Origin of the sequence: Cohnella hashimotonis, assembly GCF_030014955.1 — a bacterium.
Lineage (GTDB): Bacteria > Bacillota > Bacilli > Paenibacillales > Paenibacillaceae > Cohnella > Cohnella hashimotonis.
The window spans coordinates 4,447,539-4,466,863 of record NZ_JAGRPV010000001.1; the positions used below are offsets into that span (position 1 = coordinate 4,447,539).

Sequence of the window (19,325 nt, forward strand, 5' to 3'; positions counted from 1 at the left end):
AAGGCGTTATCGCCCCAGCAGCCGCTTCGCGTTGTAATAAACGATGTGGCGGATCTCTTCGTCCCCGATGCCGGAGAACAGCACGCTCCCCAGCATGTAATGCGGGTCGTACCAAGGGAAGTCCGTGCCGAACAGCACCTTCTCCGCGCCGGCCTCCCGCACCATTTTGCCGATCATGCCGCTTAGCCGCCCCGTGTCGCACAGCTCCAGATAAACGTTGGGCTGCGCCTTCGCCAGGCCGATCGCATAATCGGTCTCTCCCGGCGCGGAATGGCCGAGGAGGAACGTCATATTGCCGTATTCGCGTGACAGCTCGGCGATCATCTGCGGCGGATTGTACGGACTGTGTCCCCACGTGTGGGACAACAACAGCAGCCCGCGCTCGTTGGCGAACTCGTAGATGCGGCGGTACCGCTCTCCCGTCAGCGGGTACTTGTGATAATCCGGCAGCACCTTAAAACCGATATAGCCGCCGACGCTGTCGAATTCGGCGAGATCCCGCTCCAGATCGTGATCGTAGTGCGGGTTGACGACGTAGTAGCCGAGTACCCTGTCGGGATACTGCGCCATCGCCGCGCGGATCTCCCTGTTGCCCCCGACCGGATCGAAAAGAGCGCTGTGCGGCGCGGACAGAATCAGCTCGATATGCTCCCTGTCCATCGTCTCGATCATCGTCTCGAGGCTCGCCTCCGGCAAATACGTGCCGTAGAACGGTCCCATATGCGTATGCATGTCGATGATCGGCTGGCTGTCCATCCTGCCCGTGTCCGCGAACTCTCTCGCCAGCAGCGACGGATTGGTCATCCTGCCCAGCCTCATAGCTTCACCTCGCTCCACAGCCGTTCGAGATTAAGGCTTGCGATATTCGCCAGCTCTTCGCGGCCGATGCCCGACCCGAGCAGCGCCGCCAGCGGACCGCCGATCGCATTGCTCGGGAAGTCGGAGCCGAACAGGATGCGCTCGGACCCGAACTTGCCGCAGATTTCCTTAATCTCGCCCGCCGTCTGCATGTCCCCGCTCTCGATGTACACGTTGCCGTACGCCCGGAACAGCGGGAACGTGAAGCGCGAATGGCTCCACAAACCGTAGTTGTACAAAATGACCGTCAGGTTCGGATATTCCTTCAGCACCTCGTAAATCATCGGCCAGCCTTCGCTCGGCGACAGATACAACGGGATGCGCGCCGCTTCGATCTCCCCGAGCAGCTCGCCCATGCCCACCCTGCTCAGCATGTAGCGGTTGCGCTCGGGGTAAGCGCGCAGCATCTTGACGCCCGAAGCCTTCATCGCCGGGAACAACCGCTCCGGCGCGTACTGCGCCTCCGTGACGGGCGGGAGAATCGTCCACGTCGGATAGAGCCGGTCCGGCGCCTTCGCGACCTCCTCCATCACGAAGCGGTTGCCGTAGTCCGGGTCGACGTCGGCCATCGTCTGATGGCTGACGACTGCGCCGTCGATGCCGCAGAAGTCCAGCTCCGCGAGCAGCTCCCCGGCGTCCCGGGCCTGCTTGACCTTCTCCCGCACGAGGAAGTTCTCGTGATTGACCACTTCGTAGTTGACCGTCTTATAGCCGATGGCGCAGCTGCTGTCGATCAATCTCATGCCAACTCCCCCCGATCCGGGCGGGTCGTGTCCGCATCGCCTTCATCTTGCCTGGCCGCTTCGCGGACCGCGGCCGTGTAGCTCGCCCAGGCCGCCTGCGGTTCGTCGCAGCGGAGAAACCCCATGTTCGCGGAGCCTTCGAAGCCCCAAGCAAAGATGTTGCGGATGCCTGCGCCGTAAGCCGCCCTGACGGCAACGGCAACCTCTTCTTCCCTGCCGCGCGGGATCATGAAGTTCTGAATCCAGATCTGCCCTTCCTTGCCGTACTGCGCGCACAGCTCCTTCACCTTGCCGGCGTAGAACGACACGAACTTCTCCGCACCGAGGCTGTAGTAGTCGTCAAGGCCAGTCTCGCCGAGCATCGTATACGGATCCGTAGCGAAAATGTCGATGTCCGGATGCGACGCGATCTCGTGCCAGTGCTGCCAGTCCCGCTCGGACTTCAGCATGGGCAGCAGGCATACCGCCACCCGCAGGCCGAGCGACTTGGCATAGGCGGACAGCCGGAAGAGCAGCCGCGCGGCGCTGTCGTGCTTGAAGCCGACGACTTCGTCCGTCTCCTCGTGCGGCATCTCGGCATCGTACCGCTCTCTGTAAAGGTCCTTGCATCGCGCGCACCGGCATCCCCAGACGGACGGATCCATGTCGAACAGTCCCGTCTCGTACAGCAGCCAGTGCGGCTCATCCCAGAAGACGACGTCGGCGCCGGCTGCTCTGACGGCGTCGATCCACCGGATCATCAGCTCGAACAGCTTCTCGCTGTTGAGACAGGCGGCCGGATACGTCTTCCCGTCGGAGCCGACCTGACATTCCCCGGGATGGTAGCCGACGAACTTGGAGAGCGCCTGTCCGCCGAAAATATTGGCCACCGACCAGGGACTCATGTAGACCGTCAGTCCGCGGGCATGACTCTCCGCGGCGATATCCCGTACGGAGTCCCGATAATATTCCATATCCTCTTCGCTGAACGTATGGAGCACGTCCGTGAAGCCCAGCAGGCGCAGCCGCTCCATGTCGCCGGCGACATGCCGGACCGCGCGGCTGCCGAAGTAGCTCGTTCCGATTCTCATCTGCCGCTTGCTCCTTTGCTCATTTTGCTAGTGCTTGACGAAGTAGAACCGGTCGACGTATACGGCTTGCACCTGGCTCGCATTGGCGGCCGGCGCCACGTAGACGTACTCCGTATGCGTCTGGGACGGCACGAAGGTGCCGATCTTGACCGTGTGCCAGAACATGTTCTCCATACTGCCGGCCGCCACGGTAATCGGCGCCGTCACGTACGTATTCGTCGTACCGTCGAATGCGGCGGCCATGAAGGCGTCGCCCGTCGGCAGCGGGAACGACGGATACTGATTAGCGTCGTAAACGACGTCGTGCTTGTACTTGATTTTCACGACGGCGTACAGATCGTACGTCGCGCCAGGCACGAAGCTCGTTTTGTTCCAATACCATTGCATGTTCCAGTCGGCCGTCGTGCCGGTCGTCTGGAAGGCCGACGACGAATCCGAAGCGGAGACGTCCGCCTGGTTTTTCTGCGCGCCGCCGAAGACGGTGAACGCGCCGTCCTGCCCCGATACGGTCTGCATGGCCGCGCTCTTCGTCAACTTGAGCACCTTTCCTTCTCCCGGCGCGAAGCTGAGCCCGCTGATCGTGTAGCTGCCTGCTGAAGCGGTGTAGGTGACGGCGGCATTGGCGTATACGTCGGTAATGCCGCTAATGTCGATGCCCAGCTTGCTCCTGTCGATCGTAATCGTGACCGGCGCGCTCGAAGCGACGTTGTGATTGACGACGACGAGGTATTTGTCGCCGGTCGCCGAATTCTCGTGCGTCGTCACGTCGGCGTTCGCATAAGCGCCGCTGCCTCCGCCGCCGCCCGATGCCGTCGCCGCGTTCGCGATCTTGCGCATGCCGAGGATCGTCGGCTTCAGCGTCTCGATCTCGGAGAGCAGCTGGGAGATCCAGCCGTACTTGACGGTCGGGACGCCCTGCGCGTCGACCATGCCTTCCCAGTCGATCTCCGTCTGGTACATGAAGTAATAGAAGCCCTTGGAGCCTCTTCCGATCGCTTCGTAGGTCATGGCCCGGATCTCGGGCTCCGTCGGCTCCCGGTACCAGCCCTCCTGGCCGAACGCTTGCAGAATCGTCCAGAACGGCGCGGCGTTGGCCGGCGTTCTGCGAACCTGCAGCGTCAGCAGATCGAGCAGGTTTTCATAATGGACGTTCGGATAGCCCAGATTCGTAAAGTCGCCGGCATTGCGTCCGGCCAGCGCGCCGTACGGATCGGAGGTGAGCATCTGCGTCTGGGTCGAATGATAGTACTCCTCGGCGCTATGCACGCCGCTTAAGTCGACCATGACCGGGTGCGCGGGATCGATCGTCTCCATCATCCGCTTCATGTCGGTCAGCGTATCGACCAGCCGCGGATTGTTGTGCGGCGGCTCGTCGTACAGCAGGTAGCCGAACAGCGCGCTATGGCTTTTGAGCGGCGCCAGGTTGGCTGTGATCGCCTGGTACATGGCGCTTTCATCGTTATTCAGCGCATCGTTGTAAACGGTGCGGAACACGTAGGCGTGAATAATCAGCTTAAGATTGCAGGCGGCCGCCTCATCCAGCACCGCCGCAAATACGGCTGGATTGTCCGGGTTGAAGTTGGCGATGATGACGGTATTCATCCCGGCATCCCGGATTTTCTCGAACGCCGCTTCGGCATAAGCCGCCGCGTCCGTCGGATTTTTCGGAATCGCCGCTCCCTCGAACCAGACGCCCTTGGGGAAATAATCCTTGGCCGTGTTCACGGCAGGCGCGGTCACCGATACGCCGTTTTGCACGAGCACGTTTTGCGACAGCAGCACCGTGCTGCCGCTCTTCACTTCCACCGTGTACAGATCGTTCGGCACGACCCCGCCGCCTGCGTTTTTCCCGTCCCAGGTCAGCTTGTTCGAGCCGGATTGCGACACGCCGCTCAGCAAAGTCCTGACGACCGAGTGGCTCGAATTGCTAACCGTGACGGTGACGGTCTGCGTGCCGGTCAACTGATAGTTGATCTCCGTCGTATCGTTCAAGCCGTCGGCATTGCCGGGCGAGATCTTGTACGGGTAGGCGCTAATGAGTGGAGCAGCGCCGTCGTCGACGGTATGCTTGGTCAGGATGACCTTGTCGACGCGAAGCGCCTGATACTGTACGGCATTGTCCACCTGATAGAAGACGACGCGATTGTCGTGCGCGGGATTCAGGGTTATGCTGGCCGGCAGCGTGATGCCCCACACGAAAGCGTAGCGAAACTTAATCGCGTCGTCGGCGGTCGTATACACCTTCGGCGGCGATACAAAAGCGCCGGCAGTTGCATCGTATACGCCTACGCCGAACGCATCGCCGGTCGCGCGCAGGAAGTTCGACCGCTCCGTGTTGACGACGACGCTGACATCGTACGGCACGCCTGCCTCGATGCGGGCGCCGTTAATCGGCGCTTGAATGTTCCAACCCGAGCCGGGACCGTTCGCCATGCGGGCAGCGCTGCCATCCGCCGCGGTCGGCTCATGCACGAGCGCCGCGCCTCCGGCCAGCAGAAAGCTGTTGTCCTCGATCGTATACGGCACATACTCCCGGAAGATAAACTTGTCGACGTAGATGTCGGACACCTGGGCGGCGTTGTTCGTCTGCGCGACGTAGAACGAGAGCAGATTCACGCCGTTGTCCGGCTTGAACGTGCCGATCTTGTAATCGGCCCATACGTCGTTCGTCGTAGCCGCAGCCGCGATCGTCCGCTCGGCCAGTACGTAGCGGGCGTTGGTCATATCGTAAACGGCCAGGCTGAAGGCGCCGCCCGTCGGCGCGGCAACCGCGTGGTGCACTTTGACCCGGGCATAAACCTCGTAGGATGCGCCGGGCTTCAGGCTGCCGAAGTCCCAATTGCGATACTGAATGTTCCAGCCCAGTCCGCTGTTGCCCATATGCGCCGCTGAGCCGTCGGAAGCGCCGGTGTCCGATACGGACGCTGCGTCTCCGAACAAGACGAAGCTGCCGTTTTGAATATCAGTGTCGGCAGCCTCGGACGAGGCCGGCCATAAGACGAGAAGTAAGGCGAAAAAGAAGGAGGCCAGTAAAACGGGAAGCAGTCGCTTGGACATAGTTACACTCTCCCGATCCGAATAGTCGTATTAATGCGAAATACGGGACGGCCGCCGCCGTCCGGCGCTCGGTTTCTTTTTACTTCGCGTTCAACTTAACGTGCCGGTACCCGCTCCGCTTACAACGGCTTGCCGTCGTCCATGAAGACGGCCGGATTGCCGCGCATCAACGTCTCGATCTGCCAGGTCTCGATGCCCGCATCCTCCATCATCGGCACGATATTGGTCAGCATATGGTCGTAACCCCAGCCGCCGTATCGGTGCAGGCCGTTTTTCAGGCAAATATCGTTCGAGACGAGGATCTGCTTCAGGTAGCCCCATTCGATCAGCGTCCGGATCGCTTCGACGCGCTCGATATCCCTGGCGAACCGCCCCCGCAGCACGCTTCTGTCCCGCTTGTCGGCGTAGAACTCCTTGCCGAAGTTGTCGAACTCCACGTATACGCCGCGCTCCAGCAGCCCCCGCAAGTAGTCCATCCGGATATCCACGTCGATATGGTTGATGCAGATCTTGCCAGCGTCGGCGCCGTGACCGGTCAAAATATCGATGACCTCGTAACCGTTGGTCTCGTAGAGATCGGTGTGCACGTGCAGGCCAAGCCCGGTTTCCTTCTGTACGAGGGCGGAGGCGATCAGCGTCTTGCGCTCGTTGGGATAGATGATCTCGCTGGTGCCGATCTCGCCGATGACGCCGGCTCTGACGGACGTGCCCTCCATCCCTTCGCGAATGTCGCCGAGCAGCTCCGCCGCGATCTCCTCCACTGTCTTGTCATCCATATCCGGCGGGTGCGTCGCGCGGATATAATAGCCGCACCCCGCCACGATGTGAATGCCCACTTCTCTCGACAGGCCGGCCAGCAGCAGCGGATCTCTGCCGATATCCCGCAGCGTCAGGTCGACGAAGGTGCCTCCCCCCGCCCGCTTGAACGCCAGCAGCTCGTCGCGGGCGACCGCCGCTTCGTCCAGTACGGCGTTGTCGAGCACCGCGTATGGATTGCGCCGCAGCCGGCCAGAGTTGGCGAGGTTGACCTTTTCGCGCAGCAGCGCCTTGGCCGAGATCAGGCTCGGCTCGGGCACCAGCGGCCGCAGATCGATAAAGGCATGCTCATGGGGCAGCACCCAGCCCAAGCTGTCGGCGGATACCCGTCCGGTAACCGTCATGATGGCCATGTCATTCGCCTCCTCTGAGCACCGGCGTCACTTGGACGCGGCCCATTTCGCCACTTCCGCGGTGATGGCGTCTCCGCCGAGCTTCTTCCAATTCGCGACGAAGTCGTCGAACGAATCGACCGAAGCCCCGCCCATGACGATTTTCGTAAACGTTTCGAGCTCCAGCTTCTGCAGGGTAGGCTGCTTTTCGACCATCGCCTCGGTCGGCGACGCGATGAATTCCGTTAGCTTCAGGCCGTCGTTTTCGTTGTATTGATTGATGATCTCCTGGGCGCCGCCGACGTCGAATACGCGCGTATAGCCCCAGCCGCTCTGATCGCCGGCCTTGAAGTCGTTGATCGCCTTGTAAATGATCGGCTGGCCGGGCGCTTTCGGATCGAGCAGCGACTCGTCCTGCTTTTCGATCGCTTCCTTGACCCGTTTGTAGGCGTCCAGATTTTGCGTCGGATTGGCGCCCGTCACGAGCGCGTAAGCCCACTTTTGCACGTCGCCGTTCTGGCTGATCTCCGTCGCCGGATACTTAACGGGGTCCCAGCTGTTATGGAAGGCGTTCAGCATCTTCACCACGGCCTCCGGATGCTCGGAGCCCTTGCGCACGGCGTAATATTGCGTGATATTGAATACGGTCTGCGGCTTGGCCGGCTCGCTGTCGACCGAAGGCAGCGGGAGCGGCTTCCAATCCATGTTCGGATCGAGCTTGCGGCCTTCGCCGAATACGAGCGGCACCCACATCGGTCCGTAGAACAGTCCGAGCTTGCCCGAGTTGACGGCCTGGATCAGCTTCTCCGAATCCTTGACGCCGAACTCGCGGTCGATCAGGCCTTCCTTGTACATCTTTTGCAGCTCGGCGAGCGCCGTCTTCACTTCAGGCTGGATGCTGCCGTACACGAGCTGGCCGCTCGCGTCCTTCACCCAAATATGCGGATAAGCGTGGTAGGCGTTAAAAAAGCCTTCAACCGCCGACATCCCGCTGCCAAGCTCCGGAATGCCGCCGTAAAATTCCTTGGACAATCCGAGTCCGTACGTATCCTTCTTGCCGTTGCCGTCCGGATCGTCGTTAACGAACGCCTGGGCGATCTTGTAAATGTCCTCCGTCGTCTTCGGCTCGGGAAGGTTCAGCTTCTTCAGCCAATCCGTCCGTACCCAGAGCAGCGTCGCGCTGTCCGTCGAGCCCGGATTGACCGGCAGCGCCAGCAGCTTGCCTCCGAACGTCGCGGAGTCGAGTCCGACCCCGCCATCCTTCGCGAGCAGTTCCTTCGTCCGGTCTGAACCGTACTGCTCGAGCGGCTGCGAGAGATCCTCGAGCTGGCCGGCGTCCACAAGCTGCTGCAGCTGAATGCCGCTTACCGGCATAATGTCGGGCAGCTTGCCGGATGCCATCGTGACGTTGAACTTTTGCGCGTACTGGGAAGGGTCGGTCACCCACATGTACTTGAGCTTAATGCCGAATTCCTGCTCGTACAGCTTCGTCCAGGCATTCTGCTCGATCGTGTCGCCGTTCTCGTACTTGACCGTCGGGTCGATCGACCGGACGGCCGTCAGTTCGACGGGCGGGTCGATTTTGCCGAACGGATCCGCTTTTTCCGCGCTGCTTGCCGAGCTGGTTGCCGTACCCGAAGCCGAAGCAGTACTTTTCGACGTCGCTCCCGCTGTCTGGCCGCTCTCTTCCTTGTCCGTTCCGCTGCACGCCGATACGAGCACCATGGCGCCTGCCAGAACGGACATAAGCCCGACCTTTGCCGTCCGTCTTTTCATTGCCGATTCCTCCCGTTTCTATGTTTCTGTCGTCTTCTGCTTCAGTATAGAAGCCAGCCCGGCAGGCGGCTATTTGCCGATGTTGCCTTCCTTGACATCTGTTGCGATGTTCCGACCGCAGGCGGATGGCCTGCGTTATTCGCCGTAAAGCAGGCGATCCCTGTACTCCTGCGGCGTCATTTTGTATCTCTTCTTGAACGACCGGTTGAACTGCGGCGCCGCCTCGTACCCAATCCGCGACGCGACGTCCTGGATGCGAAGCGCAGGCTCGGCCAGGAGCGTCCGGGCCCGCTCCATCCGCTCGTCCGTAATATAATCCGAGAGCATCCGGCCCGTCATGCGCTTGTAAAGGCGGGACAAATAGGTGGGGCTATGGTGCACGACCTCGGATAACCGGGTCAGCGACAGATCGCCGTGCAGATGGTCCTGGATATAACCGTTTAGACGGACGACCAGCCGATGCTGCTGCGCCTCTTCCGACTGATCCTGGCAAGCCGTTCCGGCGCCTTGCCCGTTGCCGGGGATATGTTCGCCGTCCTGAATGAGCAGCGACCGCGCATCTTTGCGATCCTCGCCGAGCAGCCCGTTCAGGTGACGGAAGGACGCGGACATCCCGTTCCACGGAACGGGCGCGCGTCCGATCGCGAACGAGACGGACAGCCGCAGCATGCGGCGGCACGTGTCCTGCACGACCTCCATGACGCCGTACAGTCTCGACTTGAGGTTGTCCCAGACCTCCTCCGCCGGACGATCCGCCATTGACCAGGGCGTTTCGCCGCCCTCGCCGCCAGGCTGGATAAACCACAGCAGCCGGTTCGAATCGAAGACGAGCGACACAAAAACAGCGGAAGGCCGCAAATACTCCTCCGCGATGTTCTGGCAAGCATACAGAAGCAGCGGATGATCGGCTTCGTCCGTCCCTTCCTTCCAATCGTCGATGCGGCCGACGACGAGGAGTGCCGGCTTGTCCGCCGTCAGCGCGATGCCCGCGCCGGCGAACAGGTCCGACCGGTCTCCGCCCGCTACCAGCGGATCGAGCATCTGGCTGAGCAGGACGGCCGACCGCAGGGAGGATTGCTGCACGTACAGCTTGCTTTTTAATTCAGCCATGTATTTTTCGCGGCTCTCCACCTGTTCCAACTGCTCGAGCGCCTTGCGGACGGCATCGATCAGCACCTGGTCGTCCTCGTTTTTTAACACGTAGTCGACGATGCCGCCGGAGCGGATCGCTTGCCGGGCATAGTCAAAGTCGTTGTAGCCGGTTAGGAAGATTATTTTGCAGCGCGGCCAGGACCGCACGATGCGATCCTGCAGCTCGATGCCCGTCATGCCCGGCATCCGGATATCCGAAATGACGATATCGATGCGTACCCGCTGCAGACAATCGAGCGCCTCGTAGACGTTATAGGCGCAATGCAGGGTGAGATCCATCCGTTCCGTCTCCGAGAGCAGTTGATGGATGCTGTTGACGATGATCGGTTCGTCGTCGACGATCAGGACTTGCGTCATGGCTTAGCGCCTCCTACGCAGGGGATATAGATGCGGATCCGGGCGCCGCCGCTGTCGCCGTTGGTAGCTTCGATGCCGCCGGCGCTGCCGAACTTGAGCTTGAGCCGTCTCTGGATATTGACCAGGCCCGTCGTCTCGCCCTCTTCCTTGTCTTTGAACAGCTTGCGATGCAGCTCGTCCTCCGCTTCGGCCGTGAAGCCTTTGCCGTTGTCCTCGACGGTGAAGTACAAGCGGTCTCCCTCGGTTTCGAACGAGATCCGGAGCCGTCCCTCGGTCACGACATCGCCCAAGCCATGCTCGTAAGCGTTTTCGATCAGCGGCTGGAGAATCAGGCGCGGTACTTTAATTCGTTCATATGGCTCGGGGAGCGGGCCGAAGTCGACGCGGATGCGGTTCGAGAAACGAATATTTTGAATCTCAATGTAGGAGCTGATGTGACGGACCTCGCTGATCAGATCGACCTCCTCAAGACCGTTGCGGGTGATGTACTGGAAGTACTCGCCCAGGTTTTTGGACATCAGCTCGGCCGTGTCGTTATCCCCGTTGCGGATGAGCCGGTGAAGAATGTAGAAGCTGTTATAGAGAAAATGAGGCGCGATCTGCATTTGCAGCTGCTTGAGCTCGGACTGCTGAAGCCGGATCTTCTGCACGTACAGCTGGTCGATCAGCGTCCTCAGCCGGTCCATCGTGCGGTCGAACCGCTGGTACAGATAGCCGAACTCGTCCTTGCGCAGGGACTTGAAGGCAGCCTCGAAGTTGCCCCGCTCGAGATTGACGAACCGCCCGATCAACTGCTTGAACGGCCGGTGAACGAGCAGATAGATGCTGTAGGACATGAGGATGATGACGATCAGGGAGGCGCATACGAGCAACCAGGACCACGTGCCGTACGTTTTGAGCTGACCGACGATCACGTCCTTGGGAAAATAGACGATCAGGGACGTGTCCAACACGGTCGACTTTTCGTACATGGCTATATAAGTATCGCCGCCGATGCGCAAGGTCCGGGTGAACGCCGTCTCGCGCTCCCTCTCCGCGGCCGTACGCCGCATCACCTCGGGCAGCAGCTCGTGCAGCGGATCGCGCGCAGTTTGCCAGCTGTCGCCGAACAGCACCGCGCCTCCCTGGATCGGCAGGGCTTCCAACGCGCGGCGCAGCGCAGGCATCGAGAGCTCGATGTTTTGCACGAATTGAGGCGGCTTGGCGGATTCGTCCGGCTTGACGGGAAAATACGGATACGTCAGATTGAGGTAGAGGCCGTCGTTCCAAGAGGTCAGCGGAATTCCCCCGTCGTAGATCGCCCGGGAGATCTGCATCATGTCAGATGCCTCGCTCTCCGAGTAATCCACCCCCTCCTTGGTCGAAAAGGTCACGCGATTGGATGGCACGTAGACGCTTATGTTGGCGATATACGCGCTTGAATCCTTGAACGCTTTGAGTCTGGCCAGCAGCGCATTGGTCGCTTTCGTACGGTCGTAATCGGTCAGGATGGCGTATTGATTGCTCAGCTCGAGCAGGCTCTCGTCGTTGATGAACTCCTGCTGCGTGCGGATGACGCGGCCGAGCTCCTGCTCCAGCGTCATGAAGTAGTAGTGCATGGCGGTCGTAATCGAGTCTGCGATCTGGCGCTGGACTTCTCGCTTGCCCTGTTCGTTCAGGGTGAGGGAGAGCGCGAACAACGGAATCATGATGGCCAGCAGCGTGAGGAGAAGCTTGGGAAAAAGGGGGAAACGGCTGTTGCGAATCGCTCTCCAGATAGGGCAACCCTCCTCGGTGTGAACTCATCGTAACATGAAAAGGAACAGCGCGAATACGACATCATTCGACTGTTCCTGACGAATATGGAAGAACTGGAATTAGTAGAAATCGGCTTCGATCGCGACCATGCCGCGGCCCGGCACCGACAGGCGGACATGCTGCCCCTCGGGCAGCACGGGAACCCCCGGAAAATCGGTCAGCGTATCGATCCGACGGATCGGCCGCCGCAGATCGAGCTGCGCGATCTTGTAATTCATGGCGAGATTGCGGATCAGAATGCGCCAGCGGGACGCGGACATGCGAAGCGGGATCAGACGGATATCCGCCTCGTTCTTCGTCGGTCTTGGCGCGCCGGTTTCGCTTAGCAGCGCCTGCACGATGCGCTCGTGGAAGGGCTCCTCGATCGGCGCGTAATACAGCGGCACGAGCCAGTTGTGGCTGTCGTTGATCGCTTCGTCCCGCTCTGGCGCAGCGCGCTGCACGGGCTCCTCGCGTAGGGTCTCGAGCCAACTGCCATTGGCCGACCGGATTGCGCAGAAGCGCGCATCCGGGATATCCGGGATTGCAAGACCTGCTGCATGGAGCATCTCCGACAGCGTATCCGTCCGGCGTCCGGCGAGCAGGACGGAGCCGCCGCGATAGCCGAGTACGGTGGACAGCTCCGCCTCGGGCAGCAAATGCGCATGCGTTACGACGATTACGCCCTCGTGCGCGCCCAGATCCCGGACGTTAACGACGCTGTGCAGCGGCGCTCCGCGCTCCAGCCATTCGTGGACGAACTTGTGCACCGGCCATTCGCGTCTGTCCGCGTAGTCGGCGAGCGAACGATGAAGCACCGCATCGGACCAGACGAAGCTGGCGCCCAGCGTCCGCTCCGGCATGCCCTCGTAACCTGCCGCCCACAGCTTCGCGATCCGGGCCCAGCCGTGGGCGGCGACATCGTCGCCGAGACAGGCGACGAACCCTTCCGTGCAGCGCCGAATGCCATTTTGATCATGCAAGTACAAATTGGAAAAACACAGGATGTCCCTGTCCAGCAGCGTCGGCGCATGGTTCAGTACATCCCACTGCTCGTACGTATCGTGAACGGCGTTCAGGCAGATGAGCCGTACGTCCGGCAAGTAAGCTTTGAGCGACAGAATCGTCGCCATGAATTCCGTGCACGGCTCGTAGTCCCAATCCTCGCCGCCCGAGGACAGCGCGGCGGCGCCCGCCTCCACGACAAAGCCGTCGATGCCGCAAGCGGCCAGCCGCTTGTAGTCTACGCCGTAACGATACATCGCCTCGAATGGGTCGCGTGTCCAGGCGGTGTTGAGCACCGCTTTCTTGCCGTCAGCCTTCAGCGCCGTCATAATCTTGCGCCACAGCTCCGCCCAACGCCCGGCGTGAAAGTCGATCCACTCCAACCTGTGCCCGGACCAGATCTGCGCCGCGCGCGCCTCCATCGCCTCGGGGTCGCCTTCGCATGCAAGCTCGAAGCCTGCGGCCAGGCCCCGCTGCTGCATATATGCCGCGAACTGGCCGCTCATATCGTCCGAGTAGTCGATCTCGGCGATGCATAGGCGCGGACTCGTATAGCCGTCCGCGCCGTGATAGCCGTCGAAGCCGTAGTCGCGCATGACCGCCGTCAGGTCGCGGACGAACAAATCTTCGTACAGCGTGCCGTCGAGGAGCCGACGGAGCGGGTTGATTACCCTGAACGCTTCGCCCGATCTGCGCATCTCGTACAGCTCCGGATGGGCAGCGCACCATTCCGTAGGCCGAAGCCGCTCCGGATTATGCGTCTGGAACATATCGAAAAAGCTGCAATACACCTGCGTTCCGGCCCGCTGCAGCTCCCGCACGAGTCCCCGCAGCTGGAGGTTCGTCCAGGACTGCAGCATCCGCGATTTGCCGTAAGGCCTGGCCCCGTAGGAGCAAACCTCCGGCGGAAGCGGCCGTTCCTCCGACATGCCACCGTGCGTATGGATGAAATCCGACGTAAACAGCAGCAGCGACATGGCGTCCGGGACGAAGCCCGCGTTTTCCATGTAGGCGCCTACGCCATAGTCGGGCGAGGTATTGTCGAAGCCGATCAGCTCGATCCAGATCCATTTTTCGTAATACGCGTGCATCTTCTTCGCTTCCCTTCTTGTCGGATCAAGCCTTGACGCTGCCGAGCACGATGCCTTTGACGAAAAACCGCTGCAGCATCGGATAGACGATCAGGATCGGCAGCGCCCCCAGCAGAATCTGGGCGGCCCGCGTCGTCCGCTCCGAGATCTCCAGCGCGGCGCTCAGGTTGGTCGGATCGAGCTTCATCGGATTGCTGTTGATGACCATAAGCTGCAGGTAGGTGGAGAGCGGATATTTCTCCGGAAAATTCATATAGATCAGCCCGTCGAACCAGCTGTTCCAGTGCCCGACAAGCGTCAGCAGCGAGACGGTCGCGATGACGGGCAGCGACATCGGCACGATCATGGACCAGAGCGTGCGCCAGTGTCCGGCGCCGTCGATGAACGCGGATTCCTCGACCTCGCGGGGCAAGCCGCGGAAGAAGTTGAGCATCAGGATGATATTGAACACGGGAACCGCGACCGGCAGCACCAGCGCCCAGACGGAGTCTAGCAGATACGTTTTGCTGACGGCGATATAAGTCGGAATGAGGCCCCCGCTGAACAGAATCGTCACGATAAAAAACCAGGCGTAGCGGGTACGCGACCGAAAATCCTTCGTTTCCTTGGACAACGGATATGCGCATAGGATTGACATCAGCATGTTGACGGTAAAACCGAGCGCGACCCGCTCCAATGTGACGATAAAGGAAGCGATAAACTCCTTTTTCTGCAGGATATACCGGTACGAATCGAAGGTCGCGTCGACCGGCCAGAACCGGACGAGGCCGCCGGAGGCCGCAGCGCTGGAGCTGAGCGACACGGCCAGCACATGCAGCAGCGGGAAGAGGCACATGAGAGACAATGCGATCAGGAATGCATAGTTAAGCGTCAAAAAGAGTCGTCTGCCGACGGTGGCTGTCGCGTGCATGTTCCGTCCCCCCTTTTAGAAAATCCTGTAGTTGGCGTAGCGATAAGCCATCGCGTAAGAGATCGAGATCAGCGCCAGCGATACGACGGATTTGAACAGGCCGATCGCTGTCGCGACGCCGAACTGCGCATCGACGAGGCCGATCCGGTAGATCAGCGTATCGAGAATGTCGCCGCTCTCGTATACGACCGGGCTGTACAGGTTGAACACCTGGTCAAAGCCTGCATTGAGCACGTTGCCCAGGCTAAGCGTGGCCATCAGCACGATGATCGGCAGCATGCCGGGGAGCGTGACGTGCCACATCTGCTTCCAGTGGCCCGCGCCGTCCACCGTCGCCGCCTCGTACAAGGCCGGATTGATCCCGGTGATCGCGGCGAGATACACGATGGTCGAGAAGCCGAATTCCTTCCAGACGTCGGAGAAGACGAGTACGAACCGGAACCAGCCGTTGCTCCCCAGGAAATAAATCGGATCGAAGCCAAGCCATACGAGCAGCTCGTTCACGATGCCGGTGGACGGCGAGAGGATCTCGACCAGGATGCCGCCAAGGATAACCCACGAGAGGAAGTGCGGGAGGTAGATGAGCGTCTGCACGCCTCTTTTGACCAGGGCCGAACGAATCTCGTTAAGCAATATCGCGATGACAAGCGGCACGATCAGGCCGGCTGCCATCTTCATCAGCGCGATGCTCACCGTGTTGCGCATCACCTGCCAGATATCGGGCATATCGAGTACGTAGCGGAAGTTGTCCAGGCCGACCCACTTGGAGTTAAACAAGCCGTTGATGGGGACGAACTTCTGAAAGGCGATGACCACGCCGGCCATCGGAAAATAACTGTAGACCAGCAGGAGAATGACGCCGGGCAAGAGCATCAGATGCAGCGGCAGCTCCCGTTTGCGATAGTTTGTTTTCATGTTCTCCTACCTTCCTGACGGTGTGGCGTATCTAGTTCAAATTATAAGAGAGCGCCCGCCCCCCTTCTATTTGCCGTTGTTGCCTTCCTTGACATCTGTTGCTGCATTGCTCCGATAAACGGCAAACGCCCGCCCAGCGGCCGGTTGACCGCGGGACGGGCATTGTTGATGCGTCTCTATCCTTATTTCCAATGCATGAGATCCTTGATCTGAGCAATGAGCTTCATCGCCGCTTTGGAGTGTGTGGCTTTGGACGGGTGCCAGTCGGCGCCGTATCCGTCAGACGCAAGTTGATTGTCAAATTTCATTGCAGCGATATTCCGGTCTCCAGTTTCTTGGATATAACGGCTAACCGCTCGTTCGATATACGGATATAGAAGATCTCCCATGATACCCAATGTGCAGAGAATCGTGGCACGGGCATTGTTGTGCCTAACCATTTTAAGAAACTCGAAATACCGCTCGGCATATTCCTCCTGTCTGTCGGCATGCTCCTTCGTATAAGATTCATCATTCGTTCCCAAATTGATGACGACAAGATCCGGTACAAATCGCTTGAAATCCCAATTTACGGCTTGAGGCTCCAGTGTCTGGTCAAACTTCCCTTCAGATTTGGCCACCTTTTCGTAATATTCAGGTACGAGGCTAGAGATCTTTTTTTGATCGTTCTCCGTAAAGCCCGACAGGATGCCATAACCACTGTAAGAAACCATGCTGTAGTCTGCCTGAAGCGCCTCCGCCGTTTGGTAAGCGTAGGCTTGCGTGACATCTTCAGTCGCAGTGGAAAAATGATGCTGCTCGTTTTCATCGTCGACGCCATAGCCGCAAGTGATGGAATCACCGATGAATTCAATTTTGCGCGCTTGTGCAGGGATAGGCTTAATTCCCTTGACGGCATCGACAGCGATATGTTGAACTCCAACAGTCGACATGGCCGCTTCCGATAATTTAACAATTTTAACCGTGACGTGCTCGTTGGTATCGCTCTGGAAGACGGTATACGTTTTCAAGAGTCGGGTTACCTGATCGTCGACGACTCGTTCTCCGTTGATGTAAATGCCGATCCTGGCTTGATGCGATAGGCTTGAGGCCATATCGTCGCCTTTTATCGTGATTTCCGCCTTCTTGCCGTAAAACGCAAACGCAATGCCGCTACCGGACAACGCGAGCCATACCGCTTCATTGTAGTCGTAGGTTCGCCCGATGATTTTTACATATGAATCTGTCGCCCGGAATACTTGCATCGCCTCATGCATTTGAAAACCTCCTCCTCCGCTCATGCCTAACACCAAGCAGCCCAGAAAAAGAGGAACCCTATTTTTATAAAGAGCCCTCAAGTACCAAATTATAAGAGAGCGCCCGGCCCCCTGCTATTTGCCGTTGTTGCCTTCCTTGACATCTGTTGCTGCACGGCCCCGATAAACGGCAAACGCCCGTTCGGCCGCTTGTCCGTCGGATGGGCGCTGCTGATCTGACGTTCGATTGAGCGGGGCGAGCGACCTTTTAGCGACGAGCCTGCACCGTCCGCGCGTATTCCGACGGAGACATCCCCGTCTCGTGACGGAAGTGCCGCGAGAAATTGTGCACGGTCGGATAATGCAGCATCGCGGCGATCTCCGTAAACGTATGCATTTGCTCGCGGATGATGGCCTTGGCGCGTTCGATCTTGAGCTGCCGGTAGTACCGCATAATGCTAAGTCCCATGCACTTCTTGAACAGAGCGAGCGCATGCGTCTTGCTCATATGAAAGTGACGGCAGATCAGTTCAAGGCGTACTTGCCCTTCGACGTGAGCTTCAAGATAAGCTGCCATCCGCGAAGCGAGATCCGCTTCGCTGCGGATCGTAACGGCGCTGGACAGCCGCTGCTCGCGCGCCGGCTCGCAGCCGGCCTGGTACAGGTCGATCAGCAGCAGCTCCAGGTACAGCTTGATCGACTGCTCCGCTCCGAAGGGCGCGTCAGGTTTGCGCAGCAGCGTATGATCGAGCGGATCGTCGTACGGCGGCAGAAAAGCGGCGAACCCGCTGCGGATCAGCTGGGCGAGAAGCTCCTTCTGCCGATCGTTCAGCGACAAGATCCGATTATTAAAGTGAGCGATGGCGGGCGACGGACATTCGAAAGAGACGATGATGACGTTGGGGGATCGAACGCCGTTCGCCCAGACGCCGTGGAACTCTCCCGGCTTGTGGAAGATAACGTCGCCCTGCCTCAGCAAGTAGCCTTCCGTGTCCGCGAATACTTCAAGCTCCCCTTTGTCCACGTAGACGAACTCCCAGAAATCGTGCTTTTCTCCCTCGAACTTGAAGTCCGGCGCGAATTCGAAGTAGTGGAAGGAAATGAGTCTGCGGACGGAAAGTTCGATCTGCAGCCTGGTCCGCGGATAGGCGATGGTCGGCGCGCGATCCTCCGTTGCGCCGTTCCCCTCGGCTCCGCCGGTCCCGCCGTGGCTGCCTTCGGCTTCGATTGCCGGCTCTGCCTGCAAACCGTATGCCCGCTCCGCTTTGCCGTTCCGCTCGCCTGCATGCTCAGCGGCTTCCATCGTCTCACCTCGCTCCGATATCCCTCTCGTTTGTCATATTATAGCATCCGGCGGGGGGCAGGCGAAGTTCCGGCACAATTGCTACAAGCCGCGCTCTTTTTGATAAATCGCCCGACGCGCCTCGCCGCTACAATGAAAAGCGAATGGAATTGCTGTCACCCAATAGCCAATAGGAGCTGATATCACATGAACGTGCTGGCCGTAGGCTGCCACCCCGACGATCTGGAGATCGGATGCGGCGGGACGCTTGCCAAGCTTGCCAAGCAGGGGCACCGCGTGACGATGGCGCATGTCGCGAACGGGAACAAAGGGCACCGTACGATACCGCCGGAAACGCTTCGCGATATGCGCAAGGAGGAAGCTCGCCAGGCTGGCGCGTTGATCGGCGCAGAGGTCGTGAGCCTGGACATCCCCGACTTGTCGGTGAAGGCCGATCAGGACGAATTGATCGCGGGACTCGTGAACCTTATTCGCCGCGTGCGCCCCGACTATATCATTACGCATCCGCCCGAGGATTATATGAAGGATCATATGGAAGTTTCCCGCGCCGTTTTCGATGCCAGCTTCGCAGCCTCCATTTCGCACTATGCGCCTGATTCCCCATATCCTTTTCACGACAAAGTTCCGCCGATCTACTACATGGATACGCTCGCTGGCGTCGGTTTCCTGCCAACGGAGTATGTCGACATCACCGGCGAGATCGATGTGAAGATCGCCATGAACGATAGCCATCAGAGTCAGATCAAGTGGCTGTACGAGCATGACGGGATCGATTTTCTCGACTTCGTGAGGACCGTCTCCAAGTTCCGCGGCCTGCAGTGCGGCGCCGGTTATGCGGAGGGCTTTAAAGCCTGCCAGGCATGGCCGCGCATTCCGACGCAGCGATTGCTGCCGTGAAGATGACAAGAACGTTTTCTTAAAACCTAGCA

General features: G+C 59.7%; 14 protein-coding genes. 1 reads left to right on the forward strand and 13 read right to left on the reverse strand.

Annotated features, from left to right (window positions below):
• Positions 1–6 precede the first annotated feature (6 nt).
• The 13 genes from KB449_RS18055 to KB449_RS18115 all read right to left on the reverse strand — a co-directional run bounded on the left by KB449_RS18055 (position 7) and on the right by KB449_RS18115 (position 18,396).
• Positions 7–819, reverse strand: coding sequence for an amidohydrolase family protein (locus tag KB449_RS18055; RefSeq protein WP_282909695.1), 813 nt, complete (start codon positions 817–819; stop codon positions 7–9).
• Entirely contained in the window at positions 816–1,601 is a 786-nt protein-coding gene (locus KB449_RS18060) for an amidohydrolase family protein (RefSeq protein ID WP_282909696.1), read from the reverse strand. The genes KB449_RS18055 and KB449_RS18060 overlap by 4 nt, the downstream gene beginning before the upstream one ends.
• The gene (locus KB449_RS18065; RefSeq protein ID WP_282909697.1) at positions 1,598–2,671 is read right to left on the reverse strand and encodes a hypothetical protein; all 1,074 of its coding nucleotides are present in this window, start codon (positions 2,669–2,671) and stop codon (positions 1,598–1,600) included. Before KB449_RS18065 ends, KB449_RS18060 begins: the two co-directional genes overlap by 4 nt.
• A gap of 27 nt (positions 2,672–2,698) precedes the next feature.
• Complete coding sequence (locus KB449_RS18070) at positions 2,699–5,728, reverse strand: FlgD immunoglobulin-like domain containing protein (RefSeq protein ID WP_282909698.1); 3,030 nt, start codon at positions 5,726–5,728, stop codon at positions 2,699–2,701.
• A 119-nt stretch (positions 5,729–5,847) separates the two neighbouring features.
• Complete coding sequence (locus tag KB449_RS18075) at positions 5,848–6,897, reverse strand: phosphotriesterase family protein (RefSeq protein WP_282909699.1); 1,050 nt, start codon at positions 6,895–6,897, stop codon at positions 5,848–5,850.
• A 27-nt stretch (positions 6,898–6,924) separates the two neighbouring features.
• Positions 6,925–8,652, reverse strand: a complete 1,728-nt coding sequence (locus KB449_RS18080; RefSeq protein ID WP_282909700.1) for an extracellular solute-binding protein — start codon at positions 8,650–8,652, stop codon at positions 6,925–6,927.
• A 135-nt stretch (positions 8,653–8,787) separates the two neighbouring features.
• Positions 8,788–10,161, reverse strand: a complete 1,374-nt coding sequence (locus tag KB449_RS18085; protein WP_282909701.1) for a response regulator transcription factor — start codon at positions 10,159–10,161, stop codon at positions 8,788–8,790.
• A complete protein-coding gene (locus KB449_RS18090) occupies positions 10,158–11,849 on the reverse strand; it encodes a sensor histidine kinase (protein ID WP_282909702.1) in 1,692 nt (563 codons plus the stop codon). The genes KB449_RS18085 and KB449_RS18090 overlap by 4 nt, the downstream gene beginning before the upstream one ends.
• 168 nt (positions 11,850–12,017) lie before the next feature.
• Positions 12,018–14,033: a hypothetical protein gene (locus KB449_RS18095; RefSeq protein WP_282909703.1), complete on the reverse strand. Its 2,016-nt coding sequence runs from the start codon at positions 14,031–14,033 to the stop codon at positions 12,018–12,020.
• Between the two features lie 25 nt (positions 14,034–14,058).
• Complete coding sequence (locus KB449_RS18100) at positions 14,059–14,943, reverse strand: carbohydrate ABC transporter permease (protein ID WP_282909704.1); 885 nt, start codon at positions 14,941–14,943, stop codon at positions 14,059–14,061.
• A 15-nt stretch (positions 14,944–14,958) separates the two neighbouring features.
• On the reverse strand, positions 14,959–15,858 hold the full coding sequence (locus KB449_RS18105) for an ABC transporter permease (protein WP_282909705.1): 900 nt from the start codon (positions 15,856–15,858) through the stop codon (positions 14,959–14,961).
• A 182-nt stretch (positions 15,859–16,040) separates the two neighbouring features.
• Positions 16,041–17,114, reverse strand: coding sequence for an SGNH/GDSL hydrolase family protein (locus KB449_RS18110; RefSeq protein WP_282909706.1), 1,074 nt, complete (start codon positions 17,112–17,114; stop codon positions 16,041–16,043).
• A gap of 247 nt (positions 17,115–17,361) precedes the next feature.
• Entirely contained in the window at positions 17,362–18,396 is a 1,035-nt protein-coding gene (locus KB449_RS18115) for an AraC family transcriptional regulator (protein WP_282909707.1), read from the reverse strand.
• 186 nt (positions 18,397–18,582) lie between these two features.
• Between KB449_RS18115 and KB449_RS18120 the strand changes: the two genes are divergently transcribed.
• On the forward strand, positions 18,583–19,293 hold the full coding sequence (locus KB449_RS18120) for a PIG-L deacetylase family protein (RefSeq protein ID WP_282909708.1): 711 nt from the start codon (positions 18,583–18,585) through the stop codon (positions 19,291–19,293).
• Positions 19,294–19,325 lie beyond the last annotated feature (32 nt).